The organism is Actinomadura sp. NPDC049382 (assembly GCF_040677125.1).
GTDB classification, from domain to species: Bacteria; Actinomycetota; Actinomycetes; order Streptosporangiales; family Streptosporangiaceae; genus Spirillospora; species Spirillospora geliboluensis.
The window spans coordinates 18,573-43,570 of sequence record NZ_JBFARO010000052.1 but is presented as its reverse complement, the minus strand read 5'-3'; the positions used below and the strand labels follow the sequence as shown (position 1 = coordinate 43,570).

Below are 24,998 nucleotides of genomic sequence, written 5' to 3'. Positions count from 1 at the left end.
TCCGCTCGCCCCCCTCGTCCCCTCACGGCAGTGGGTCGAGCCTACGCAACCACTTGGCGAAGTTCTCCAGCGTCTGCATCTGGGCCGGAGTCAGAGGTTCGGGCCGGAAGTGCATGACCTCGTTGCGGATGCCATTGACCTCTTTGAGGTCTTCCAGGAAGAGGCCGTGGTCGACGTCCCAGCCAAGACGGCCCCAGATGTCGGTTTTCATGAGCACGTGCCGGCAGCCGCCGAAGGTCAGGCCGTGCACGGATTCGACATTGTTCCGCGAGACCGCCGCCCGGATGTCCGCCAGCGTGCACACCTTGTCGATGTGCCGGCGGATACGGCGCTCTATCTCGCTGATCAGCAGGAACGGCCCCGCCAGCGTCACGAACCGCTCCGACAGGTCGGCCGTCGTGATGATCCCCGACAGCTTGCCCGCCTCGGCGACGAACGCGAATCCGTGCCGGCTGATCTCGGGGATCCGGTCGAGCAGCTTGTCCTCCGGATGCAGGACCTCGGGCGAGACTCCCATCAGGTGGTGGCGCAGCTCTCCGCCCAGGCCGGAGATCCGCGCGTCCGAGATGGACTCCCATGTGATGGCCCCGCGCAGGTCCGCGCCGTCGAGAACCGCCAGCTGCGAGTACCCGTGCCGCATCATGAGCGTCTGCGCGCGGCGGAGCGGGTCGTTGATGTCGACGGCGAGGACGCCTCGGCGGGCGCTGGGCAGCTCGCCCACGCAGAGCGACACCGGCGGGAATCTCTCCTCGGGTTCACCATCCGCGGGCACCTCGTCCTCTCCGGTGTCCCCCGCCGCCGGCGGTTCGTCCTCGTCGGCGCCGACGACGCGGACGGTGTCCCTCATGTCACGGACGGAGCGGAAGTCGGGCTCTGTTGCCAGGCCGGCCCCGGCCAGCGCCTTGGTGATCTCGGCGACCGCGGCCGGTCCGCGAGAGACGTGGCCCCATAGCGCCAGCAGGTCGCGGACGCTGATCGCCACCGGGTCGTCGCCCTTGCGCGCCGCCGCCTCGGCGAGGAACTCCACGGGGGTCACGCCTCCTCCTCCGTTCGCACGGCCCGCTGACCCATCACCTGCTCGATCAGTTTGATGATCTCCGCCATGCGGCGCTCGAAGAAGGCGTCGAACTCCCCGTCCCGCAGCGGGGAGGGCTCGATCAGGTGAGTGATCAGCGCGTCGTCGAGCCAGTTCGGCTGGATGCCGGATTCGCGTTCGAGCATCTGCAGGTACGCGGCGGGCGCGCGGTTCCCGACGATGCGTCCCGTCCGGTGCGAGAGGAGGGTCTTGTTCACGACGCTGTTCTGCCGCTGCGCCTCGATACCGTTCTTCTCGCACCAGCGCGCGGGGAAGATCCGGTAGATCTCCGCCTTGTAGTCCTCCAGCAGGTTCCCGTCGAGTGGCTTGTCAAGGTGGAACCAGTCGGTGCAGCCCTGTTGCAGGAGCAACGCGAAGACGCCCTTGTACGCGGCACTGTTGCGCGTCTGCATGGAGAGCAGGCGGGTCTCCGCGAAGCGCGCGTCCTGGACGGATTCTGGTACGCCCCGCTCACCTCTGATCCAGCCGACGACCTGTTCCAGGTCGCGGGGGAAGCGGCTGTCGGCGGTGCCGCCGTACTGCTCGCCGAAAACGCCGCACCAGTACCAGCGGGCGAGCTTGGCGCGGGCGTCCTCGGTATCGGTCTCGGTGCCGAGGACGGTGCGGATGGCCGCCAGCGGTGGCAGCTGCGTCCGGTACGGCAGGTCCTCGGCCCGGAAGACGCACTGGTCCGCGAGGAACCTCCCGGCCCAGTGCAGTGCGTCCGCGACGAGGGGGGCCCATTTGAGGTACTCGTCGAGTTCCAGTTCCAGCATGTTTCGGCGCTTGCAGCCGACCGGAACGCCCGCGCGGTGGTAGGTGGAAGCGAGGCAGATGGCCTGCAGGAAGTCGGTGCTCTCCAGTTCACCGAGGACGGGGTGCGCGGTGACGAGTTCGGTCCGCGTGGTGTCCCAGTGCTCGGGCAGCCGGAAGTCGTAGCCCTCCTGCTCGGAGAATGAGCGGTTCCCGGCGAAGGTGGCGGTGAGCAGCTCGAAGACGTTGAGCGGCACTCCCCCGGTATTGACCTTCTCGAAGACCGTGCACACCGCCTCCTTCGCGGTGTTCTTGCCGAGGCGGATGGTCGGCACCTGGTACTTGAGGACGTTGTTCACCACCGCTTCCTGGAACTTGGTCCAGGTCGCCTCTCTCGAAGCATCGCTTCCCACATACCGGAACATCCAGTTGAGCATCGCCGAGTTGTCGAAGACGAGGGTCAGCGGAAAGTAGCCCTGTTCGCACTCCAGCTCCCGCGTGCTCAGGTCCAGGTCCACGCGGCGGCCGAACTGGGAGCGGATGATCTTTTCTTCCGGCACCGAGACGATGGCCTTCTCCCGGTCGCCGCTTTCGTCGACGGCCGCCTCGATGTCGATGTAGTACCAGCGGCGCAGATCCTTTCCGCGAAGATCGCGGGTTTCCACAGGGCGACCGGAGCGCAGTGCCTGGAACAGGGACGTGATTCGCTGCTGCCCGTCGAGCAGCAGCTCCTCATCACGCGCACCGCCGGCGTCCGCCGCTCCGGCGAGAGGCCGGGCCTTGAAGCCCGCTCCGTCCGGACCGGTCTCCAGCGTCATGATGACACCCATCGGGTAGCCCATCGTGACGGTCGCCAGGATGGACACGACCCGCTCGTCGTCCCATTTCCATTCACGCTGGAAATCGGGCAACTGGATACGACCCACAGCAACTTGGTCAAGAAGGGTATCCAGCTGAGGGCTGTCCAGTGCCACGGTTGTCCTCCGAAGGATTGACGAGGCGGGGGCGCAGCCCGAACATACCTAGTCAGCACCGGAGAACGGGAGCTTTTTCCGGTAGGCGTGCATGGTGGCCGCGGTCGTATGCTTGCCCGCACGGGTCAGTGCGGTGACGGGTTCGCAGGGCGAAGAGGGTGGCGCGGGTTGTCCAACCGGTGGTGGGGGCCGCGGTCCGACTTCACGTGGGAGGAGGACGCGCTCCGGCACATCCGCGAGCGGATGCCGGAGACGGAGCCGTTCCGGGCGTGGCAGACGTTCCAGTTCACGGCCCGTTCCGGCCACGTTCCCCAGGTCGACCTGCTGATCGCGACGCGCGCCGGGCTGTTCCTGGTGGAGATCAAGAGCCATCCGGGGCGGGCGGTCAACAGCGGGAGCACCTGGATCATCCACGGTGATGACCGGACGCGGTCGTTCGAGAATCCGCTGTTCGCCACCGACCTGAAGTGCAAGCAGCTCGTCGAGCAACTGAAGTGGGCCCGCGACCAGTTCCCCGGCATGCGGAACCTGCGGATCCCGTTCGTCCGGCCCGCCGTGTTCCTGTCGGCGCCCGACCTGCGCTGCATGTTCGACGAACCGCAGAAGGTGAACGTCTACGGCCGGGACGGCCTGGAGGAGCAGACCGGCCTGCCCGGCATCTGGACCGGCCTGCTCGGCGGTGCCGCCCGCAGCCCCCGCGATGTGGTGGACCCGGCGTTCTCACGGCAGCTGCACAAGCTCCTCACCAAGATCGGCATCTCGGGGCTGCGCAAGCACCGGAAAGTGGGGCCGTTCGAGCTGGCCCCGCAGTCGTTCGACGCGGGCCCCACCTGGGAGGACTTCCTCGCCGAGAACACCGCGCTGCCGGGCGACCAGCCACGCCGCATCCGCGTGTACCTGTCGGAGCTGAAGGCCGACCGGGAGGAGCGGGAGTCGACGCGCCGGGCCGCCCGCCGCGAGTACATGGCGTTGCAGGGCATCCAGCACGAGGGCATCGTCCAGGCCGAGCAGTTCAGTGACGAGCACGAGGCCGGCCCGGCGGTCATCTTCCGGCACGGCGCGGACTGGACGCGGCTGGACCACTTCGTCGCCGAGCGCGGGCCCGACATCCCGATCGAGACGCGGGTGGAGATGGTGCGGCAGCTCGCCGAGGCCCTCGACCACGCGCACCGCCGCCACCTGTTCCACCGGGCCCTCGCGGCCCGCAGCGTGTACGTGGAGATGGACGGGAACTATCCCCGGCTGCGGATCTGCGACTGGCAGGTGTCGGCGCGGCCGGACTCGGGCTCGTCGGGACGCCCTGCCGCGCTCGCCGGCGGCACGACCCTCGCGGGGTCCGCGGGCGGCACCTCGCTGGCCGCGCACTTGGAGAAGTCGTCGGGCCCCTATCTCGCCCCGGAGTTCGGCAACGCCGACGCGCAGGGCACACCGCTCGACGTGTTCGGGCTGGGTGCGCTCACGTACCTCGTCCTGACGGCGCGTCCGCCGGCACGTGACCGGGCGGCCCTCGCCGCGCACCTGACGAGCCGCCAGGCGCTCGTGCCGTCCGCCGTGTCGGACGACGTCACCCCGACGATGGACGAGCTGGTCCGCAGAGCGACCGCCGTGATGCCGGTGGACCGGCACGAGACCGTCCGCGACTTCCTCGACGACCTGGAGGAGGTCGAGGAGGAGATCACCGCGCCCGACGAGTCGGACGTCCCCGACCTGCTCGATGCCGTGAAGGGCTCGATGGTGCAGGGCTGGCGGGTCGTGCGGCTCCTCGGGAAGGGGTCGACGGCGAAGGCGCTGCTGGTGGAGAAGGACGGCCACGAGCAGGTCTTCAAGGTCGCGCTGAACGAGTCGAGCCGGGAGCGGCTGGAGCACGAGGCCGCGCAACTCCGGCGGCTGGAGCGGAGCGGGCCGAACATCGTCCGGTGGATCAGCGGCCCGATGGAGGTCGGGCCGCGGCATGTCCTGGTGCTGGAGCAGGCCGGGCAGCAGACGCTGTCGCAGTTCCTCCGCAGCCAGGGCCGGCTGACGGTCGACGACCTGCAGAACCTCGGCGCCCACCTGTTCCGCGCTGTCGGCTACCTGGCGGAGGAGGGCGTCTGGCACCGCGACATCAAGCCGGACAATCTGGCGATCAAGGAGCTGCCGAAGAAGGGCCGCCGGCTGGTCCTTTTCGACTTCTCCCTCGCGGGAGCCGTGGCCCGCGACACCGGGGTGGGCACGCCGCCGTACCTGGACCCGTTCCTCGGCACCGACCGCCGCCCCGAGTACGACGACGCGGCCGAGCGGTACGCGATGGCGGTGACGCTGCACGAGATGGCCAGCACCGAGCTTCCGTCGTGGGGGGACGGCGTCGCCGCGCCGAACCTGCTCGACGCGAGCGAGGAGATGCCGCAGCTCGCCGAGGACAGTTTCGATCCGCTGCTGCGCGAGCGCCTCGTCGCGTTCTTCCGCAAGGCGCTGCACCGCGACGCCGCGCAGCGCCACACGTCGCTGAGGGAGATGGAGTTCGCGTGGCAGGCCGTGTTCCAGGGCCTGGACGAGACGGCGCCGCACACCGTCCACCCGCCGGCCGCCCCGGAGCAGGAGGCGGCGGTGCCCACGGTGCGGGCCGACACGCTCCTCACGGTCGCCGGGCTCACGAAGCGGGCGCTGTCGACCGCGCTTCAGCAGCTTGAGGTGACGACGGTCGGGGAGCTGAGCAAGGTCCCGTCCATGCGGATCCAGCGGCTCCGCGGCGTGGGCCTGGGCCCGCGCAACGAGTTGGTGAAGCGGGCGCGGGAGTGGCGGCGGCAGCTCGCGATCGCCGAGCGGACCGGGGAGTCCGGACGCGCCGCCACCGCCGCGACGGATCCCCGCGCGCTGAACCTCGACGAGGTGGCCGAGCAGCTCGTCCCCAAGGTCAACGGACGCAACGCCACCGAGATCCGGGTGATCCGGTTGGTGCTCGGCCTGCCGGACGACGGGGAGCCCGCGCCCCTCCCCCAGTGGTCGTCGCAGGCGGCGGTGGCGAAGGAGGTCGACCTCAGCCAGCCGCATGTGGCGCGGCTGCTCGGCGCGGCCCGCAACCGGTGGATCAAGAGCGTTCCCGCCGTCACCGCGCTGCGCGCCACGGTGCTGGAGCTGCTCCAGGAGCACGGCAGGGTGATGGAGGCCGACCGGCTCGCCGCCGCGCTGCTCGCCGACCGGGGTTCGGAACTGGACGAGCCCGCGGCCCGCCGCGCGCTCGCCGGGGCGTGCCTGCGCGCCGCCGTGGAGGCCGAGGAGCATCTGGAGAACCCCCGGCTCGCCCGCCGCCGCGCCGACGACCGGGTCCTGATCGCCGCGGTCGCCGAGGAGGACCCGTCCGCGCCCACGGAGGAGGAGCTGCTCGACTACGCCGTCGAGCTCGGGCACCGCGCCGACAGGGTGGTGGACCTGCCCGACGCGGCGCCGCTGCCGGGGACGAAGGCGGTCCTGGAGGCGCTGAACGGCGTCCCGCGCCCGGACGGCATGCCGCCGCTGTCGGATCTGGATCTGGTGTCGCTGGCCGCGGACGCGTCCCGCAACGCCGCGATGACGGCGCGGCTGGAGCTGTATCCGCGCGATCTAGCGCCCCGCAAGGCGCTCCAGCTCGCGCAGGCCGCGAGCTACCTCGGGCCGCCCGGCCTGCGCCCCCGGGAGCTGCGCGAGCGCGTCCTCGCGCGGTTCCCGGAGCTGGCGTCGCTGCCGGAGCCGGACGAGCTGCGCGGCGTCCTGAAACGCGAACTCGGCATCACCGTCCATGTCACGCGCGGGCCGGACGGCGACAACCGCTACGTCCTGCCGAGCAGGTCCCTGCTCACTCCGCTGAGCGGACGCGGCAAGCCAGGCCGGACGACCAGGCTCGGCACCGCGTCACCGAGCGCGGAGACGTGGGACCGCCTCGAAGGCGCCGCCGAGCAGGGCGGTTTCCTCGCCGTGAAGGCCTGGATGGACGAGGCCACGTCCGTGCTCAGCGTGCTGACCGCCATGGCCGAGGTCACCCCGGTCAATGTCGCCCGGACGTTCCTGACCACCCTCCGCGCCATCGTCGACGAACGCGGCAAGCCTCGCTGGGAGACGGTGCTCGCTGCGGACTCCCCCGACGCCTCCCCCACCGCCCGCGTCGGCTTCGAGAAACTCGTCGCCGAAGTCTGGGAACGGTTCGAGGCGGACGTGCGCGCCGCACCCGGGACGGTGCTGCTGCACGACGCGACCCCCCTCGCCCGGTACAAGGGCGGTATGGAGTTGCTGACCCGCCTCAAGCTCGGCGCGCAGGCCCCCGACGAGGGGCCGCACGGGCTGTGGCTGTTCTGCCCGATGAACGACCCCAACACCGAGGCCGCGCTCGACCACACGGTCGTCCGCGCCATGGGTGAGAACGAGCAGCTCGCCGTCCCCGGCGGGTTCGCGCTGCAAGACACGAGGAGTGCTTCATGATCGACCCGGACGCCCTGCTCAACGACTTGAAGCCGCAGGTCAGGGCGCTGGAGAACGATCTACGCGACCGCGCCGGCGAGGAGCGGTTCGACGTGCCGCTGCGCGCGGAGTGGGACAAGGCCGTCCGCCGCAACCGCACGGCCGCGACATACGAGACGTGGCTGGAGGACCAGGTCACCCAGTCCGCCGTCGCCTGGGTGCTGAGCACGGTCTTCCTGCGCTTCTGCGAGGACAACCGGCTCATCGACGACGTCTTCCTCTCCGGCCGGGGTGAGCGCCTCGACCTGGCGAAGGAGAGGCAGCAGCACTTCTTCGAGCAGCCGGAGCACGCCAGCGAGACCGACCGGGAGTGGATCGTCGAGGGGCTCGACGCCATGTCCAAGGCGTCGCCCGTCGCCGCCGGGCTGTTCGACCGCGACCACAACCCCATGTGGCGGATCACGCCGTCCCTGGAGGGGGCGAAGGCCCTCATCGACTTCTGGCGCCGGAGCCGCCCCGCCCTGCCCGAAGAAGGGTTGGAGGTCGCGGCCGTTCCGGTTCACGACTTCACCGACCCGAAGTGGAACACCCGCTTCCTCGGCAACCTGTACCAGGACCTTTCCGAGCACGCGAAGAAGAAGTACGCGCTCCTCCAGACGCCCGAGTTCGTGGAAGAGTTCATCCTCAGCCTGACGCTGGACGAGGCCATCAACGAGTTCGGCCTCGACCCCGAGCCACCCGAAGCCTGCCCGGAGGAGCTGAACCTGCCGCGCGGGTTGCGGGTCATCGACCCGACGTGCGGCTCCGGCCACTTCCTCCTCGGCGCATTCGAGCACCTTGTGGAGAAGCTCCAGGCCACCCGCCCCTATGACGACAAGTGGGACGTCGTCCAGCGCGCCCTGTATTCGGTGCACGGCGTCGACAAGAACCCGTTCGCGGTCGCCATCGCACGCTTCCGCATGCTCACCGCCGCCATGCAGGCCGGCGAGGTCAAGAGGTTGAAGGACGCCCCGGACTTCACCCTCAACATCGCCGTAGGAGACTCCCTCATCCACGGCCGAGGCGGCCCCGACCTCGACCAGGGCCGCTGGGAGTTCGACGCGAACGGCGAGCTTGCGGAGCCCGAGCCCGTCTTCACGTACGCGACGGAGGACATCAGCGACTACGTCAAGACGGTCGACCTGCTGGGCGTCGGCAGCTACCACGTCGTAGTCGGCAACCCGCCCTACATCACCGTCAAGGACAAGACGGAGAACAAGAACTACCGCGTCTACAAGAGCTGCTCGGGCGCCTACGCCCTGTCAGTACCGTTCGCTGAACGCTTCTTCCAACTCGCCATCCGAGCTGGACAGGACCGACGTGGGGCAGGGTACGTCGGCCAGATCACCGCCAACTCGTTCATGAAACGAGAATTCGGCAAAAAACTCATCGAAGAGTTTTTCCCGACCATCAGACTCACTCACATCATTGACACGTCTGGCGCCTACATCCCTGGCCACGGTACACCCACGGTCATCCTCATCGGCCGACGCACTTTTCCACGGAATGATCTCATTCGCGCCGCCCTTGGAGTTCAAGGAGAGGGTACACAACCAAAGGTACCCGCTCGCGGCAACGTCTGGCGCGCTATCGTCGGCCAAATCGAGACCCCCGGATCCATCAGCGAGTGGCTGAGTGTGGAGAATTACTCTCCTGACCGCTTCAGCCGCCATCCGTGGAATCTATCAGGAACTCAACCTGAGGTCATTCTTAATCAAATGGTGGCTGCTTCTGGCAAGAGGCTAGTCGACGTTATTGAATCAATCGGCCGTACAACCAATCCTGGCGAGGATGAGCAGTATTTCCTACCTGACCCGCAAACCGCTCGCAGACTCGGCGAAGAAGAGCGAGTTCGCGACCTCATTATCGGCGAATTCGTTCGAGACTATACCATTACGTCCGCAATCACCATACGCTATCCCTATGCGGACACCCAAAGCTCTGTCAGCATAAGTGATCAAGACAGGTTGGCTCGCATCTCACTGTGGCCGGCAAGGACTACGCTAAGAAGTCGCGTAATCTTCGGAAGAGGACTCACAGAAGCTGGTCGCGCATGGCATAGCTATCTTGAAACATATCCATCAAGGCTTCAGAATCCACTTTCGATTACATTTGCTTTCGTGGCTACCAATAATCATTTTGTCCTTGATCGAACAAGTAAACTCTTCAAACAATCTGCCCCCGCCATCAAGCTTTCACAAGATGCAAAAGAGGAGGAATATGTCAAGCTACTAGGGGTGCTGAACAGCTCAATCAGTTGCTTCTGGCTGAAAATGGTCAGTCAAGCAAAAGGTGGGACAGACAATTCCAGCGGAGGTGGCAATCGCTGGACACCAGAGGCGTGGATCGATCGATACGAATTCACGGGGACCAAACTAAAAGAATTCCCCTTGCCTGGAGCATTTCCGACGGAGTGCAGCCACCTCTTGGATACTCTGGGACAAAGTATAGCAACTCTTACACCTGCGGCAGTTTGCAGCAACGGTTCACCAAGCGCCTCGAGACTCAAGAAGTCTCGAGATCAATGGTCAATTACCCGGGAGCGCATGGTGACCCTTCAGGAAGAGTTGGATTGGAGAGTGTACCAACTTTATGGACTGCTGACCGAGGAAGAGGCGGCAGAGTTGACCACGGATTTGCAGTCTGCACCAGGAGTGAAGCTGGGCGAACGGGCCTTTGAGATTGTGCTTGCGCGGAAGATGGTGACCGGTGAGATCGAGACTCAGTGGTTCGCAAGGCATGGCTCTTCGCCGGTCACTGAAGTGCCACAGCACTGGCCGGAGGCTTATCGGCGAGTGGTCGAGAAGCGGGTCGAAGCGATCGAGAAGTTCCCGCAGACAATCGGGCTGATCGAACGGCCAGAGTACAAGCGACGCTGGGCGTCCGAGCCGTGGGAGAAGAAGGAGAAGGACGCTCTTCGGAACTGGCTGCTGGATCGGTGCGAGGCGCACGAGTTGTGGTTCGCGGTGAATGAAATCGGCCTGGAACAGCCCAGGATAATGACAGTTGGCCGACTGGCTGATCGACTTCAGGATGATGCCGACCTTGTGTCGGTGGCTCGGCTCTACGCCGGTGAGGATGTCGAGTTGATCGACGTGCTCAAGGACATCCTGGACGCTGAGCATGTGCCTTTCCTCCCTGCGTACCGCTACAAGGACTCCGGGCTGCGCAAGCGGGCGCAGTGGGAAGAGACCTGGCGGTTGCAGCGGCAGGAAGACGAGACTGGCGAGCGGCTAGATATTAAGGTGCCGCCGAAGTACACCGGTGCCGACTTTCTCAAGCACTCGTACTGGCGGAATCGCGGGAAGTTGGATGTGCCCAAGGAGCGGTTCATCTCCTATCCCGGTGCAAGTCCGGACGGGGACGACACGCTGTTGCTCGGGTGGGCTGGGTGGGATCACGCTCAGCAGGCCCATGCGCTCGTGACGCTCATTGAGGAGCGGACAACGCGGGATGGGTGGGAGCTTGAGCGGCTCATGCCTTTGCTGGCTGGGCTGGACGAAGTCCTGCCCTGGGTTAAGCAGTGGTACAGCGAGGTGGATCCGGAGACCGGATTGAGCCCGGCTGGCGCCTACGAGGGCTACCTCCAGGAGCAGGTGGAGAAGTACCCCGGGCTGTCTCGGGAGGAGTTGGCCAAGTGGCGGCCTCCGAAGAAGACCCGAGGGCGGGGCGCTCGCAAGAAGAAGGCGGACGAGTAGGCGACGGCCGGGCTCATCAGTCCGCTACCTCCAGGAGTCTCTGGCGGAGGACGAACCCGTCCGTAGCCCAGATGAACACGTCGTCGCCTTTGACCGCCATCCATAGAGGACGAGCCGGGTCGGCGATGATGCCGAATGTGGGAAACTCTCGTCTCAGTTCGGCAAGGTAGGCGGCTGGGTCAAGCTGCCATGCTCCGTTGCTTGCGGCCTTCATTCTGGGGCGCCCAAGTAGCCCTTGATCATGACCAGGGCGTCGGCGATGCGCTCGCTCTCGGCGATGGGCTGCTGCCAGGACGTGAAGTACCAGTAGCGCCCCTCGTCCCTTTCGTGTGGTCGACAAGTAATCGTGTCGCCCGAGACTCCTGCCACTCCGCAGACGCTCCGCGCGGTCGAGGTCATGTTGCGGACGACCAGCCCGCCGGCCACGTACTGAACTGTGAAGCCGTGCGCCATCAGGTGCATACCCAATGCCTTGAGCCGCACGTACGACTCGACGGCCGGGGACTCGTGCTCAGGAACGTTCATCGCACCTCCTCAAGGACTCGGCGAGTGCGATCCGCTCGGACAGTCGTGTCTGGGCGTCGCAGAGCAACCACAGCTCGGCCGAGTCCGCCGCCTGAACTTCTTCCAGGCAGCCGTTCAGGAGTTGGTAGTCGCTCAGCTTGGCGAGTCGTCGGGCGATGAACCCATCATGAGACCGCCCGCCATGCCAACCCGACATTAAGGGCATTCGTCCCTTCGCGGAATCGTTCGATATCGACCTCTTGGACATCTCGGGGACCCCGCTGTCTGTCGTTGCGTCGAAAAGCTTGCAATCAGACTGGCAAGCCAGGTAAAAGAGCGGTAGTGACCGTTCCACACTGACGGTCAAGTCGAGCCAAGATCAACTCAACCACCGCCCCCCGGTGAACCCCTCGGAGGCCCTCAATGGGTGAGAATCGAGCCCGCATCTTCTTCGGTACCGAACTCCGCAGGATGCGTGAGGAAGCCGGACTCACAGGTAAGGAACTCGCGGACGCACTCGGGTGCACGCCGCAGTGGGTAAGCACCATGGAGAGCGGCCGGAAAGTCTCCGAGCAGAGCGCGCTCGACCTCGACACGTACTTCAAGACCGGCGGCCACTACCACCGTCTGTGGAAGTTGACCAAGGACATCGAGGTCCAGTTCGTCCTCCCGCCCGGGTTCCCCGAGTACCTGGAGGAAGAGAAGAGGGCAACTTCTTATCGAATCTTCTGTGCGTTGCTCGTCAACGGTCTGTTCCAGACCGAGGACTACACGCGGGCCATCCTCACGACGACCGACGGGACCAACGCTCAGGAATTGACAGCCAAGCGCATGGAACGGCAGGCGGTCCTCACTCGCGACAACGTGCCCCGCGCCTGGCTCGTGCTGGACGAGGCCGTATTGCACCGCACGGTGGGCAGCTCGGAAATTATGCGTGACCAGCTCAATTCTCTCCTGCTCGCGTCCGAGCGCATCAACACGATGATTCAGATCGTGCCGAATGGGGCGGGGTACCATGCTGGCCTCGGCGGCGAATTCACCATCCTCGGCTTTGATGACGGACCAGACCTCGCCTACACCGAGTCTGCCGGTGAAGGACTCTTGATCGAGAAGGCTGCCCGAGTCAGGGACAAAGTCGTACGCTGGGACTTGCTCCGAGGCCACGCGCTACCCATTAAGGAGTCGCGGGCCCTGATTAGGAGGGTGATGGAGAACTATGAAGGACATGCCCAGCGCTCACTGGCGTAAGAGCAGCCACAGCGACCACAGCGGCGGCAACTGCGTTGAGGTGGCGGACCTGGCTCCGATGATCGGGGTCCGGGACTCCAAGGATCCGGACGGGCCGAAGCTGACCTTCGGCGTTGCCGCCTGGTCCGCCTTCGCTCGCTCGGTCAAGAACAGCGAGCACGACCTGGCCTGACATCCGTGTTCGGCTCGGGAGCCTTCGGCCGCCTGCCGGCCGAAGGCTTCGCCTCATCTTCGGCCCGGAAGGTGGGGAGTCAGGCAGCGCGGGAATCCGCCGCGAGGTCGAGCGCCTCCTTCATCGGCTATCCCTGTGACCGCTATCGGTCGGCGTCACCGCGAATCGCGTCGACGAGACGCCAGACGGCGCTCGATGGGTTGGGCGGCGGGCCGTCGCCCTCATGCAGCTTCCGCGCCCGTTCGCAGGCAGGTTCCAGGCCCTCTTCGAAGTCCTCGAACCGGGTGGCGGATTTCGACCACCCCGGCCGGAGTTCCTTGAGCATCCTCTCCGCCTCTCGCGCGGACTGGAACGGGCCCCTGTGGTCCTTCAGATGCAGGATGAGCCAGAACTCGAATGATGGGGACGAGAGCGCGACCCTCACGTCCGTCCCCCGAGCTTCGTCGAGTATGTCGCCGACAAGGCGGTCATCCAACTCCGTGTCGAGCACGCACCATATCTCGTCGTACTCATCCGCGCGGCGTCGTTTCGCCTCGCGCACTACCGCCACATGGTCGCAATCCGGCGCATCGACATCGAGTTGCGGCCCTGTTCGGGTACGCATCCGCGCGAAATACTGCTTCTCCGTTTTACCCTCGCACAGGATCAGGAGGCTACGGCGCTCACGCCGCGATCCTCCCGCACGGCGGCGCAGGTCGGTCTGCGTACTGAACGCTCGGGGCGGACGCCCGGCACGCTTACGACTCTGCTGAGCCATCGCCGATGTCCTCTCGAGCCGCCAGCGCCGCAGCGAACAACTCGTCATCGATCAGAGGCACGGCTCCGTAACGGCCCGCGAGATAGCGACGTTCACGGTTCTCTTCGCTCCGGGGCTTGAAATCCGAGATGGGGAAGAGCTCCGTGGCTCCGCATTCGTCCTTCTCTGTGAACCAGATATGGTCGCGGAGGAGAACCTCCTCACCCTGTATCCTACCCAAAAGCGAGACATCATGACTGGTGAAGATCAATTGCGCTCCGCGCGTATTGATCTGCGGATCCCGGAAGAGCTTGATGACCTGCGCGGCCAGGAAGGGGTGCAGGCTGGAGTCCAATTCATCCACCACGAACGGGGATCCGAGGTCAAGGGCCCTGAACGCGGCGCGCCCCAACCGGAACAAGAACTGTGTACCGGTCGACTGCTCCGACAGCGCAAAGGTGGCCTTCCCGTCCATCCCCCGATGCTGAAAGTGGAGACGTTTCCTGCGGGCCGGAGGATCACCCTCACCTCGCCATACTCTCTTTACCCGCGCCTCATACTCAGCATCACTTTCATCGACCATCGCAGCGCTGACGATGCCCGTGTCCGCCGCACGCAGTAGATCAGTAAGGCGCTCGACGTCATCGGCGGGTGACATCGTCGGCGTGAACCCGAATTCTCTACTGTTAGTTCGCCATGCGATGCGTTGGAACCAAGCGTATACCCGCTGCACGTCTTCCTGTTTGGAGCGTGCCGCAAGCGAAAGAAAAAGAACGTTGGGTTCCGTCAGCTCCGCGGCCTGGCGCAGCCCCTTTGCTGAATGCTCACCGTATGAGAAATCTTCGCCCCGCCGGTGGAATATGGTCCGCGGCTTCTTCCGCGGATAGCTGTACATCCACTCTTCCACGATGCGTTCGTCATCCAGGGAGAAGCCGTAGGTGTGACGTACTCCGTCAATCTGAACATCAACGGCGAAGCTGGATGGCTCGGACAGCATCGCTTCGTCCAGCGCGAACGGGTAGCGCTTGATGCCGGCGCCCGGCTCGTGCTCCCTGAACGACCAGCGCACCAGGTAGGCCATGTACTGGAGCGCGTCCAGCACGTTGGACTTGCCGGACGCGTTCGCGCCGAAGATCCCCGCCACCGGCAGGGCCGCCCAGGGCTCGTCCTCGGAATGATCGGCCGGGTAGACGGGTGTGAGCAGCAACTGCTGCTCGTCTCGGAGCGATCGATGGTTCGCCGCGCGGAAACTCAGCAGCATCGGTCACCGTCCCTCCACTTTCATCGGGTTACAGCCCGATCTGTGCGAAAAACCCGCACAGACGCATGTTAACTCTACGTGGTGACATGGCAAGCGAGAAGGAGGTGAAGTCAACCTCACGGTTTGGTTGAGAGCCTCCGCATCGCAGCAGCGCCAGGGCCTTCCGGGCTCTTATACCCTTAGCCACTGCTACAACGGGTGGTGCGTACCCGGAGCATCGTGGAACGGAGCGTGGTGGAGGGCGATGGCGGTTCAGCTGCTACGTGACCTGATCGACATTCCCGAGCGGGTCCTCGCCGGGGACTTCGTCCTGATGCTGTCCAAGGGCGTCGAGGCCGACTCGACCGTCCGGGACTACGTGGTCACCGACCAGCTGAAGGGGTGCTTCGACGAGGCACTCGGGATCATCCAGTCAACGGTGGAGGGACGGCAGTCCCGGGCCGTGTACCTGGACGGGTCGTTCGGCTCCGGTAAGAGCCACTTCATGGCGGTGCTGCACGCCATCCTGCGCGGTGAGTCCGAGGCGCTCCAGAAAGAGGGGCTCAAGGACGTCGTCAGTGGGCACCGGGACTGGCTGAAGGGACGCAAGTTCCTCCTCGTCCCCTTCCACATGATCGAGGCCGTATCGCTGGAGTCGGCGGTCCTCGGCGGATACGTCCGGCACGTGCGGGAGACGCATCCCGACGCGCCGCTGCCCGCCGTCTACCGGGACGAGGGCATCCTCGCCGACACCCGGGAACTGCGGCAGGCCCTCGGCGACAAGGCGTTCATCGACGGGATGTCCGCCGGCACCGAGGAAGAACAGGAGTGGGACGCGGTCGGCTGGACGAGCGCCACCCTCGACTCCGCCCTCGCCGCGCCACCCGGCGACCCCGAGCGCAGGCGCCTCGTCGGCGACCTCCTCCGCACGCACTTCAAGCGATACGCGCAGGCGGTCAGCGGAACCGACTCCTTCATCGAGCTCGACCGCGGTCTCTCCGAGATCAGCCGGCACGCCAAGAACGTCCTCGGCTACGACGCCATCGTCCTGCTGCTGGACGAGCTGGTGCTCTGGCTGTCCGGTTACATCGGCGACATCAGCCGCGTGCAGACCGAGGCGCAGAAGGTCTCCAAGCTGGTGGAGTCGGCCGAACACGACCGGCCCGCGCCGATCGTCAGCTTCGTCCCACGGCAGCGGGACCTGCGGGACCTGGTCGGCCGGGACGTCGCCGGCGCCACCACCGCCAGCCTGTTCGACACGCTCAAGTACTGGGACGGCCGGTTCGACACGATCAAGCTGGAGGACCGGAACCTGCCCGCCGTGGTGAAGGCGCGGCTGCTCCGGCCGAAGAGCGTCGAGGCCGAGAAGACCCTCGACACGGCCTTCGAGCGGGTCACCAACGCCCGGTCGGACGTATGGGACGCGCTGCTGGACGCCCAGGGCGGCGCCTCCGACGCGGAGGCGTTCCGCGCCACCTACCCGTTCAGCCCGGCGTTCCTGCACGCGATGGTCGACATCTCGTCGGCACTCCAGCGACAGCGCACCGCGTTGAAGCTGATGCAGCAGCTTCTCGTCGACTACCGGGACGTCCTCCCTGTCGGCCAGCTCATGCCGATGGGCGCCATCTACGACGTCCTCGCGCGCGGCGCCGACCGGCCCTTCACCGACAAGCTGCGCGGCGAGTTCGAGCAGGCCAAGAACTTCTACACCGGCCGCCTGCTCCCCTACTTGCTCGACAAGCACGGCCTGACTCCGGAACAGGTCGCGAAGCTGCCGTCCCGGCACGCGTTCCGGGCGGACGACCTGGTGGTCAAGACGCTGCTCCTCGCCGCGCTGGTGCCGAACGTGCCCGCGCTGCGCGCCCTCACGGCGGGACGGCTCGCCGCGCTCAACCACGGCTCGATCGTGACGATGCTCCCCGGCCAGGACCGGGTCATGGTCGCGAAGACGCTGCGGGACCTGGCCGGGGAGTTCGGCGAGTTCCAGGTCTCGGGCGGCGACGACCCGATGGTCGAGGTTTCGCTGATCCGGGTGGACACGGCGGGCATCCTGCGGCAGGTCGCCAACGTCGACGACGACGCGGCGAAGCGGCGGCTCGTCAAGGCGATGCTCTGGAAGGAGTTCGAGGCGCAGGACAAGGGCGAGTTCGTCACCACCCGGCCGATCATCTGGAAGGGCACGGAACGGATCGTCGAACTGGTCTTCGGCAACGTCCGGGACCGCGAGCGCCTTCCCGACGCACAGTTCGAGCCGGAGATGCCCGACGCACTGCGTGTCATCGTCGACTACCCGTTCGACGAGGGCGACAAGGGGCCCGCCGAGGACCGGCGGCGCCTGCGGGAGCTCCAGGAGAAGCCCGATCCGCCCCTGACGCTGGCGTGGGTGCCGTCCTTCCTCTCGCGTGCGCGGCTGATGGAGCTGGGCGACCTGATCCGGATCAACTACCTGCTGGAACGCACCGACCGGCTGGACGAGCTGACCGCCACGCTGACCGCGAACGACCGCGAGCACGCCCGGACCCAGTTGCGGAACCGGCAGGCCGCTCTGCGCGACAAGCTGCTGGCCGCGCTCCGGCGCGCCTACGGCCTCGCCAGCCCCGAGGAGGCCGACCTCGGCGCCCGCTCCGAAGACCCCGTCATCGCCCTCGACTCCCGCCTTGAGCTGCGGACCCCGGCCGGCGTCGCCTTCGGCGACGCCCTCCAGCGCATCTGCGGCCAGCTTCTCGACCACGCCTACCCGAAGCACCCCGACTTTGACCCCACGGGACGTCGGCAGGTGATCCGCCGAAGCGAGATCACTACCGTGCTGCGGACCGTGGAGGAGGCGGTACAGAACCGCGTCGGGCGGCTGGAGGTCCCGCGGACCAACCTGCCCGTGCTCAAGCGCATCGCCCACCCGGCGCAGATCGCCACGGTCAGCGAGGTCTTCGTCCTCCGCGACGACTGGAAGATGCTGCTCGGGCGGAAGGCGGCGCAGAGCGGCCGTCCCGTGCACGAGGTCAGAGTCCGGGACGTGCGCGGCTGGATCCTGGACGAGCAGCCGGGCCTTCCGCCGCTCATCGTCGACCTGATCATCGCCTGCTACGCGCTCCAGGACAATCGCTCCTGGTTCCGGGGCGACCAGCAGATCCCCCCGCGGGAACCCGGCGAGATCCAGTCCGACATGGTGCTGCGGCGCCAGGAACTGCCGAGCGAGGAGGAGTTCCGGCGGGCCGGGGAACGGGCCGAGGCGATCTTCAACGTGGCGCGGCAGCCGGTGAACACGGCGCGGGCCGTCCAGTCCATCGCGCAGGCCGTCCGCAGGCAGGCCGGCGACCTGCTGGACGCCTGCGAGTCCCTCGTCACGATCGTCACCAGGAATCGTGCCACGCTCGGGCTGGACGACGACTCACCCCGATTCGCGACGACGAAGGCGGCCACCCGGCTGCTCGACCAGCTCGCGGCGGAGTCCGACCCGACGAAGCTGCTCAAGAAGCTCGCCGCGGCCGACCTCAGCGCGGACGGCGAGGTCTACCGCGCCGTCCTGACGAGCGCGCGAGACCTCGTCGGCACACTTCCCGGGCTCCAGTGGCGCATCCTCGACCAGCTCCCCGCCCTGGCTGCGAGAACCGGGCCGAAGCAGGAGCGCGCGGCCGCGCTGCTGGAGCGCCTCCGGAACGCGGCCCGCCACGACGAGTACACCGTCCCACTCAAGGACCGGCTCCGCGAGATCGAGAGCCTCGCCGTCGACCTCATCGTCGACCCGGACCCTGACCCGGACCCGGATCCGCCGCCTCCGCCTCCGCCTCCGCCTCCACCGGCCGGGGCGAAGACCATGCGCGTGCCCGCGAGCGAGGTCGCGCAGGTCGCCGGGGAGATGTGCGGAGACGCCGCCGCGAACCCCGACGCCACCTACGAGATCACGTGGCGGATCGTGGACGCATGACCGAGCAGACCGTCGCGCGCAGCACCGTGCCCGAGGCGAACCCGAACGTCGTCGAGGGCGCGTTCCGGCACGCGCTTCGCAAAGCCGCCGCGCACCGTGACAAGTTCGGGCCCTCCACCGGGCTTGAGCGCGTGCTGCTGCTGCGTGCCGCACCCGAATGGCGTCACCCGTCCCGGACCTTGACCGTGGCGATCGACGGTGACACGAAGGTCACGGCGATCGTCCGGGTCTGCCCGACCGTCCTGTCCGTCCTTGAGGCGCTGGAAGAACCCCGGGACGAGGACGCGTACCTGGTCGTCCTCACTCCGTGGACGGAGGAGGAACTGGGCGACTCCGTACTGGCGCAGGCACTCGGCAACGAAGTCCGCACGATCAACCGATGGGACCTGGTGGCCGAGGCGTTCGGCGCGCGGCGTCTCGACCCGCGGCTCAGCTCCCAGGGGTATCGCTGGATCGCCGAAGCGCTGATCGACGCGCAGCCGGGATCCGGATGGAAACACGTCAACACGCCGGTCCTCCAGCTGGAGACGGTCCTGCGGCGGCTGGCCGCGGCCCGCTTCGGCAAGGGCGAGGACGAGCGGCTCGACGCGTCGGCGCTCCTGGAGTGGAGTCGCGACGATCTCCGGGTCGGCAGGTTCGCGGACCTGACCGCCGAGGAGCGCGGCGGGCTGGCGAGCTGGCTCGAAACGTCGGTCGGTCCGGTCGCCCGGGTGGTGTTCCGGCTCCTGTCGGGCGGCCAGGTACGGGACTCCGTCCCCTTCGGCATCGCGGCGTCGGAGCTGTACGCGGCACGGCGCGGGAGGAGCGTCGAGGAGGCGCGCATCCGGGCCGAGGAGCGCTTCTTCGGGGGGACGGCACCGGACGAGTCCTCCTTGCGGGCATTCGCCGAGGCCGCCGAGTCGCTCGTGCTGCGGTGGAACGACACCGGCCACGCCACCGAGGCCGGCCTGGCGTGCTCGCGCGCCGAGCAGATCCTCGCCGAGTTGCGCGCGGGTGACCTGGCTGGCACGAGCAAGGTCCTGGACGCGGGCCTGGACGCCCGGCTCCTCACGCTCGCCGACACGATCGCGGCCGTCCTTCCGGCACCGCGCCACACCGACCTCGCCGAGGTCGAGTCCGTCTTGGAGGTGCTGAGCGAGCACCGCCGGCCCGGCGGCCGAGCCGCGGAGGTGGAGGCGGCCCACTGCGCCGTCCGGCTCGTCCGCTGGCTCGCGAGCCCCGAAGTCCCGCCGACCACGGTCGCCGAGGGGGTCACCCGGCAGGTTCGCTCGTGGGGATGGGTGGACCGGGCCGCGGCGGTGCTGTTCAACGCCGGCACCGCCCGTGTCCCGCGAGCTGAGGCCGCCTATGCCGAGGTGTTCCGCGCGGTCCGGCACCGCAGGGCGGAACTGGACCGGGCCTTCGCGGAACGGCTGGCCGCCTGGAGCGCCGCGTCCGCCGACCCCGATCGCCTCCTGCTCGCCGAAACCCTCCTGGGCGAGATCGCGCGTCCGGTCGCCGACCGTGCCGCGCCTTTGATCATCGTGATCGACGGCATGAGCGCCGCGAACGCGTCCGCGCTCGCCGAGGAGATCAACGCGACCCGCACATGGCGCGAGGTCGGGCGGGAACCCGAAGGCCGTGAGGGGGCCTTGGCCGCCATCCCGTCCACGACCGTGTTCTCGCGAGCCAGCCTGCTGTGCGGTGACCTCACGTCCGGCGGGCAGTCCCGGGAGCGGCGCGGCTTCACTGCGCTGTGGCGCGGCAGGGGCGCCGAACTGTTCCACAAGGCAGGTCTGGGCACCGGGCCGGGCGCCCAGTTGTCGGACGACGTACGAGCAGCCATCGGACGGAGCGGAACCGTCGTCGGAGTCGTCCTGAACAGCATCGACGAGGCCCTTTCCGACAATTTCCGGGTGAACGCGGGGGCCTGGCGCGTCGACCAGATCGACTACCTTCCCCAGTTGCTCGCGGAGGCCGCGGCGGCGCGGCGGCCGATCGTGCTCATCTCCGACCACGGCCACGTGCTCGAACACGGTGACGGCGTCCAACCCTTGACCGCCGAGTCCGCTCGTCACCGCACCGGCCCGCCGGGAGACGGCGAGATCGCGATCCGCGGGCGGAGGGTGCTCACCACCGGCGGCGAGGTGACCGTGCCCTGGGACGAACGGATCCGCTATCTCACCCGGCGCGCCGGTTACCATGGCGGCGCGTCCCCAGCCGAGATGGTGATCCCGGTGCTGGTGTTCGTCCCCTCGGGCGTGTCCGCCCCGAAGGGCTGGTTCGAGTACGAGACGGCTTCACTGCACGAACCTGCCTGGTGGAACCCGCTGCCCGCACCCGCGCCTCCGCCCGCGGCCACGCCCCGCTCGAGCAGGAGGCCCGACCAGGACGAGGGCGCGTTGTTCAGTGTCACCGAGGCTGCCGCGGCCGCGGCCGGTCTCGGTGCACAGGTCGTCGCTTCCGCGCTGTTCGCCGCACAGCGCCAGTTCGTCCGGAAGGCACCGCCGGACGAGGAGGTCGCCGCCCTCATCGACGGGCTCGCCGAGGCCGGCGGCAAGCTGCCGACGGGTGCGGCCGCCGCGCTCGTCGGGCAACCGGCGTTCCGGATGGCCGGCTACCTGTCCGCGGTCGGGCGCCTCCTCAACGTCGACGGCTACCCGGTGATCGGCGAGACCGACGGGGGACGCATGGTGGAGCTGGACGTCCGGCTGCTGTCCCTGCAGTTCCTGGAGGATTGATGGCCGTCGCCGGGGTGAGCACGGCGCGGCGCCGCGAGGTGATCGCCGCGCTGCGGCGCGGCACGGTTCCGCACTCTGGGCTGGACCTGTTCGCCGTCGGGCTGGAGCGGTTCGAGAACGCGCTCGACGAGGAACTCGCCTCCGTCGCCGCTACAGGGTCGGTCTTCAAGGCGGTACGCGGCGAGTACGGGTCCGGGAAGACGTTCTTCGCCCGGTGGCTCGCCGAACGCGCCAAACGGCGCGGGTTCGCCGTCGCCGAGATCCAGGTGTCGGAGACCGAGACGCCCCTGCACCGGCTGGAGACCGTGTACCGGCGGCTGGTGGAACGGCTCGCCACGTCCTCACACCGCCCCAGTGCCCTGCGCGACGTCATCGACGGCTGGTTCTACGCACTTGAGGAGGACGTCCTCGCAGGGGGCACTGTGGCCTCCGACCCGGACGGGATGCCTGACGCCGTCGAACTCCAGAAAGGCGTGGACGAACTCCTCGAACGGCGGCTCGCGTCCGTTGCCCGCACCACACCTGCCTTCGCGGCGGCACTGCGCGCCTACCGGAGGGCCACGCTCGCAGGAGATACCGGTACCGCCGAAGGGCTGATCGCATGGATCGGCGGACAGCCCAACGTCTCCGCCGCGGCCAAACGGGCCGCCGGCGTCAAGGGCGATCTCGATCATTTCGGCGCGCTCGGGTTCCTGCAAGGGCTGCTGACCGTCCTGCGCGACTCCGGTCATCCCGGACTTCTCCTGGTGCTCGACGAGATCGAGACGCTACAGCGGGTACGCAGCGACGTCCGCGAGAAGGGCCTCAACGCGCTCCGGCAGCTGCTCGACGAGATGGACGGCGGCCGCTTCCCCGGGCTCTACCTCATGATCACCGGCACTCCGGCGTTCTACGACGGGCATCAGGGCGTCCAGCGGCTCCCGCCCCTCGCCCAGCGGCTCGCCACCGACTTCGGAGACCCGCGCTTCGACAATCCGCGTGCGGTGCAGATCCGGCTCACGGGATTCGACCTGGACAAGCTCGTCCTGCTCGGCACGCGCATCCGTGATCTTTACGCGATGGACGCGAGCCCGCGCGTCGCGTCGGTGGCCGACGACGCCTACATCGGCGATCTGGCTAAGGCCGTGACGGGGGAGCTGGGCGGGCAGGCCGGCATCGCGCCGCGCATCTTCCTGCGAAAGCTCGTCGAGCAGGTCCTCGACCGGGTGGATCAGTTCGAAGATTTCGACCCCCGCAGCCACTACTCGCTCACGCTGTCCTCCGCGGAGCTGTCGGATGTGGAACGCAACGCGTGGCGGCAACGCGCCGCGGACGCCGACGAAGTCGAACTCGACCTGCCATGAGCCTCGGTGCCCTTCACCCCTCGCTCGCGCACCACATCGCCAACAGCCTCGGGTGGGCGGCACTACGCCCGCTTCAGCGTGAGGCGGTCGGGCCGCTCCTTGCCGGTGAGGACGCACTCCTCCTCGCCCCGACCGCAGGCGGCAAGACGGAGGCGTCCCTTTTCCCGCTGCTCACCCGCATGGCCGCTGAGTCCTGGGGTGCGCCGTCGCTGCTGTATCTGGCGCCCCTCAAAGCCCTCCTCAACAATCTCCGGCCGCGGTTGGAGACCTACACGGGCTGGCTCGGGATGCGAGCCGCCGTATGGCACGGCGACGTCACGAGCGGAGCGCGGGCCCGCCTGCTGCGCGAACCACCCGAACTGCTGCTCACCACTCCGGAGTCGCTCGAATCGATGCTGGTGAGCGCGAAGGTCGATCACCGCCGGTGGTTCTCGGGGTTGCGGGCCGTCGTGGTGGACGAGGTGCATGCGTTCGCCGGCGACGACCGCGGCTGGCACCTGCTGGCCATCCTGGAGCGGCTGGGACGCCTCACCGAACGTCCATTCCAGCGCGTCGGGCTCTCGGCCACGGTGGGCAATCCCGACGCGCTGCTGCGCTGGTTCCAAGGCTCCTCCACGGCCTCCGGCCGGGTCATCGCCCCAGGAGTCCACATCTCGGGCGTGTCGACGGCCTACCCCGTTCTGAGGACCGCACCACCGGCCACGCCTCCCGGTGACGTCCAACTCGACCACGTCGGTTCCGTCTCCAACGCCGCCAAGGTCATCGCCGCCCTGCATCCCGGTGAGAAGCGCCTTGTCTTCTGCGATTCCAAACGGCTGGTCGAGGAACTCGGCGCCGACCTTCGCGCTCGCGGTGTCACCACCTTCCTCTCGCACGCGTCCCTCTCCAGGGACGAGCGGCAGCGCGCCGAACAGGCATTCGCCGAGTCCCGCGACTGCGTGATCGTGTCCACGAGCACCCTGGAACTGGGCATAGACGTCGGCGACCTCGACCGAGTCATACAGATCAACGCGCCTCGATCGGTCGCCTCATTCCTCCAGCGGTTCGGCAGAGCCGGGCGGCGCGCGGGTACGGTGCGCAACTGCCTTTTCCTGGCCCTCAACGAACCTGGATTCCTGCAGGCAGCCGGTGTGCTCCTCCTGTGGAGCCACGGTTGGGTGGAGCCTGTCGTTCCCCCGCCGGAGCCACGGCACATCCTTGCTCAGCAAGTACTCGCCCTCTGCCTTCAGGAGCACCAGGTCGGCTCGCAGATGTGGGGTGACTGGCTCGGTCCGATGGGTGAGGGTGCGGGCCCGATCGTGCGGCACCTGGCCGAGCAGGGCTTCCTTGAATCTGACGGCGGCATGCTGTTCATCGGCCCCGAAGCGGAAAAGACGTTCGGCCACCGCCACTTCATGGAACTGACCAGCGCGTTCACCGCGATGCCGGAGTTCACGGTGTTCGCCGGCCGCGACGAGATCGGCCGCACGGATCCCGCGCTGCTCACCGAGCGCGTCGACGGGCCCCGCCTCCTCCTGCTGGCCGGACGGAGCTGGCGCGTCACCTGGATCGACTGGCGGCGCCACCGCTGCTTCGTCGAACCCGCCGACGCGGGGGGCAAGGCACGGTGGACGGCTCCCGCCGTGGATGGCGCCTCATACGCCTTGTCGCGCGCCATCCGAGCCGTGCTCCTCCACACCACCCCACCGGTCCGCCTCACGCGGCGCGCCGAGCACCTGCTCGCCGCGATCCGGGATTCGGCGATCGAGACCGTCCATCCCGGGGGGACGGTCATCACACGGTCGGGAGAGGATGTGCGCTGGTGGACCTGGGCGGGGCACCGGACGAACGCGACTTTGAAAACGACGCTGAGCGAGGTCACCGACCCGGAGCAGCGTGTCGAGGATTTCTACATCAGGCTGCGCACCAACGTCACCACCGCCAGGTGGAAAGAGGTATGCAGTGAAGGGCGTGCGCATCTGTGCCTCCCGTCACCGGACGCCAGGGCCCTGCACGGCCTCAAATTCAACGAGGCACTCCCCCGGCGACTCGCTGAAGCCACTCTCTCGGCAAGGTTGGCCGATCTCCGGGGGGCCGAGATCGTGTTGAGCGAACCCTGCCGTTTCAACATGTAATGCGCTGTCGCAGGCGGTGCGCGTCGGGAGCGGTGCCACAGGCGGTG

General features: G+C 67.7%; 13 protein-coding genes. 8 read left to right on the top strand and 5 right to left on the bottom strand.

Annotated elements, in window-relative coordinates; all coding sequences use genetic code 11:
• Window positions 1–22 precede the first annotated feature (22 nt).
• Window positions 23–1,036 (bottom strand): CBS domain-containing protein, encoded by a 1,014-nt coding sequence (locus tag AB0K34_RS26715; protein WP_364551562.1) that lies wholly within the window; start codon window positions 1,034–1,036, stop codon window positions 23–25.
• Window positions 1,033–2,802 carry a DUF262 domain-containing protein gene (locus tag AB0K34_RS26710; RefSeq protein WP_364551560.1) on the bottom strand — a complete coding sequence of 590 codons (1,770 nt, stop codon included), beginning with the start codon at window positions 2,800–2,802 and terminating at the stop codon, window positions 1,033–1,035. Before AB0K34_RS26710 ends, AB0K34_RS26715 begins: the two co-directional genes overlap by 4 nt.
• Before the next feature lie 168 nt (window positions 2,803–2,970).
• Here AB0K34_RS26710 and pglW point away from each other — a divergent pair, with 168 nt between their 5' ends.
• Together pglW and pglX are read left to right on the top strand one after the other, a co-directional pair.
• A complete protein-coding gene (gene pglW, locus AB0K34_RS26705) occupies window positions 2,971–7,233 on the top strand; it encodes a BREX system serine/threonine kinase PglW (protein WP_364551559.1) in 4,263 nt (1,420 codons plus the stop codon).
• Window positions 7,230–10,949 (top strand): BREX-2 system adenine-specific DNA-methyltransferase PglX, encoded by a 3,720-nt coding sequence (gene pglX, locus AB0K34_RS26700; protein ID WP_364551557.1) that lies wholly within the window; start codon window positions 7,230–7,232, stop codon window positions 10,947–10,949. The genes pglW and pglX overlap by 4 nt, the downstream gene beginning before the upstream one ends.
• Window positions 10,950–11,159: 210 nt before the next feature.
• Here pglX and AB0K34_RS26695 read toward each other — a convergent pair whose 3' ends face one another.
• A complete protein-coding gene (locus tag AB0K34_RS26695) occupies window positions 11,160–11,474 on the bottom strand; it encodes a hypothetical protein (protein ID WP_364551555.1) in 315 nt (104 codons plus the stop codon).
• Window positions 11,475–11,876: 402 nt separating this feature from the next.
• Here AB0K34_RS26695 and AB0K34_RS26690 point away from each other — a divergent pair, with 402 nt between their 5' ends.
• Together AB0K34_RS26690 and AB0K34_RS26685 are read left to right on the top strand one after the other, a co-directional pair.
• Entirely contained in the window at window positions 11,877–12,701 is an 825-nt protein-coding gene (locus AB0K34_RS26690; RefSeq protein WP_364551553.1) for a helix-turn-helix transcriptional regulator, read from the top strand.
• Entirely contained in the window at window positions 12,670–12,873 is a 204-nt protein-coding gene (locus AB0K34_RS26685) for a DUF397 domain-containing protein (protein WP_364551551.1), read from the top strand. The genes AB0K34_RS26690 and AB0K34_RS26685 overlap by 32 nt, the downstream gene beginning before the upstream one ends.
• A 142-nt stretch (window positions 12,874–13,015) precedes the next feature.
• Here AB0K34_RS26685 and AB0K34_RS26680 read toward each other — a convergent pair whose 3' ends face one another.
• Both AB0K34_RS26680 and AB0K34_RS26675 read right to left on the bottom strand, forming a co-directional pair.
• Window positions 13,016–13,630, bottom strand: coding sequence for an RloB family protein (locus tag AB0K34_RS26680; RefSeq protein WP_364551549.1), 615 nt, complete (start codon window positions 13,628–13,630; stop codon window positions 13,016–13,018).
• The gene (locus AB0K34_RS26675; protein ID WP_364551547.1) at window positions 13,611–14,870 is read right to left on the bottom strand and encodes an ATP-binding protein; all 1,260 of its coding nucleotides are present in this window, start codon (window positions 14,868–14,870) and stop codon (window positions 13,611–13,613) included. Before AB0K34_RS26675 ends, AB0K34_RS26680 begins: the two co-directional genes overlap by 20 nt.
• A 244-nt stretch (window positions 14,871–15,114) precedes the next feature.
• Between AB0K34_RS26675 and AB0K34_RS26670 the strand changes: the two genes are divergently transcribed.
• Genes AB0K34_RS26670 through AB0K34_RS26655 form a run of 4 tightly spaced genes read left to right on the top strand, consistent with a single transcriptional unit; the run spans window position 15,115 to window position 24,951 of the window.
• A complete protein-coding gene (locus AB0K34_RS26670) occupies window positions 15,115–18,774 on the top strand; it encodes a phage resistance protein (protein WP_364551545.1) in 3,660 nt (1,219 codons plus the stop codon).
• Window positions 18,771–21,494: a BREX-2 system phosphatase PglZ gene (gene pglZ / locus AB0K34_RS26665; protein WP_364551543.1), complete on the top strand. Its 2,724-nt coding sequence runs from the start codon at window positions 18,771–18,773 to the stop codon at window positions 21,492–21,494. The genes AB0K34_RS26670 and pglZ overlap by 4 nt, the downstream gene beginning before the upstream one ends.
• The gene (brxD, locus tag AB0K34_RS26660) at window positions 21,494–22,837 is read left to right on the top strand and encodes a BREX system ATP-binding protein BrxD (protein ID WP_364551541.1); all 1,344 of its coding nucleotides are present in this window, start codon (window positions 21,494–21,496) and stop codon (window positions 22,835–22,837) included. The genes pglZ and brxD overlap by 1 nt, the downstream gene beginning before the upstream one ends.
• A complete protein-coding gene (locus AB0K34_RS26655; protein ID WP_364551539.1) occupies window positions 22,834–24,951 on the top strand; it encodes a DEAD/DEAH box helicase in 2,118 nt (705 codons plus the stop codon). The genes brxD and AB0K34_RS26655 overlap by 4 nt, the downstream gene beginning before the upstream one ends.
• The last annotated feature ends 47 nt before the right edge of the window (window positions 24,952–24,998 follow it).

Coding starts and splice junctions, on each gene's coding strand:
- pglX (WP_364551557.1), top strand. CDS start 7,230: ATGATCGACCCGGACGCCCTGCTCAACGACTTGAAGCCGCAGGTCAGG.
- AB0K34_RS26695 (WP_364551555.1), bottom strand. CDS start 11,474: ATGAACGTTCCTGAGCACGAGTCCCCGGCCGTCGAGTCGTACGTGCGG.
- AB0K34_RS26690 (WP_364551553.1), top strand. CDS start 11,877: ATGGGTGAGAATCGAGCCCGCATCTTCTTCGGTACCGAACTCCGCAGG.
- AB0K34_RS26685 (WP_364551551.1), top strand. CDS start 12,670: ATGAAGGACATGCCCAGCGCTCACTGGCGTAAGAGCAGCCACAGCGAC.
- AB0K34_RS26680 (WP_364551549.1), bottom strand. CDS start 13,630: ATGGCTCAGCAGAGTCGTAAGCGTGCCGGGCGTCCGCCCCGAGCGTTC.
- AB0K34_RS26675 (WP_364551547.1), bottom strand. CDS start 14,870: ATGCTGCTGAGTTTCCGCGCGGCGAACCATCGATCGCTCCGAGACGAG.
- AB0K34_RS26670 (WP_364551545.1), top strand. CDS start 15,115: ATGGCGGTTCAGCTGCTACGTGACCTGATCGACATTCCCGAGCGGGTC.
- pglZ (WP_364551543.1), top strand. CDS start 18,771: ATGACCGAGCAGACCGTCGCGCGCAGCACCGTGCCCGAGGCGAACCCG.
- brxD (WP_364551541.1), top strand. CDS start 21,494: ATGGCCGTCGCCGGGGTGAGCACGGCGCGGCGCCGCGAGGTGATCGCC.
- AB0K34_RS26655 (WP_364551539.1), top strand. CDS start 22,834: ATGAGCCTCGGTGCCCTTCACCCCTCGCTCGCGCACCACATCGCCAAC.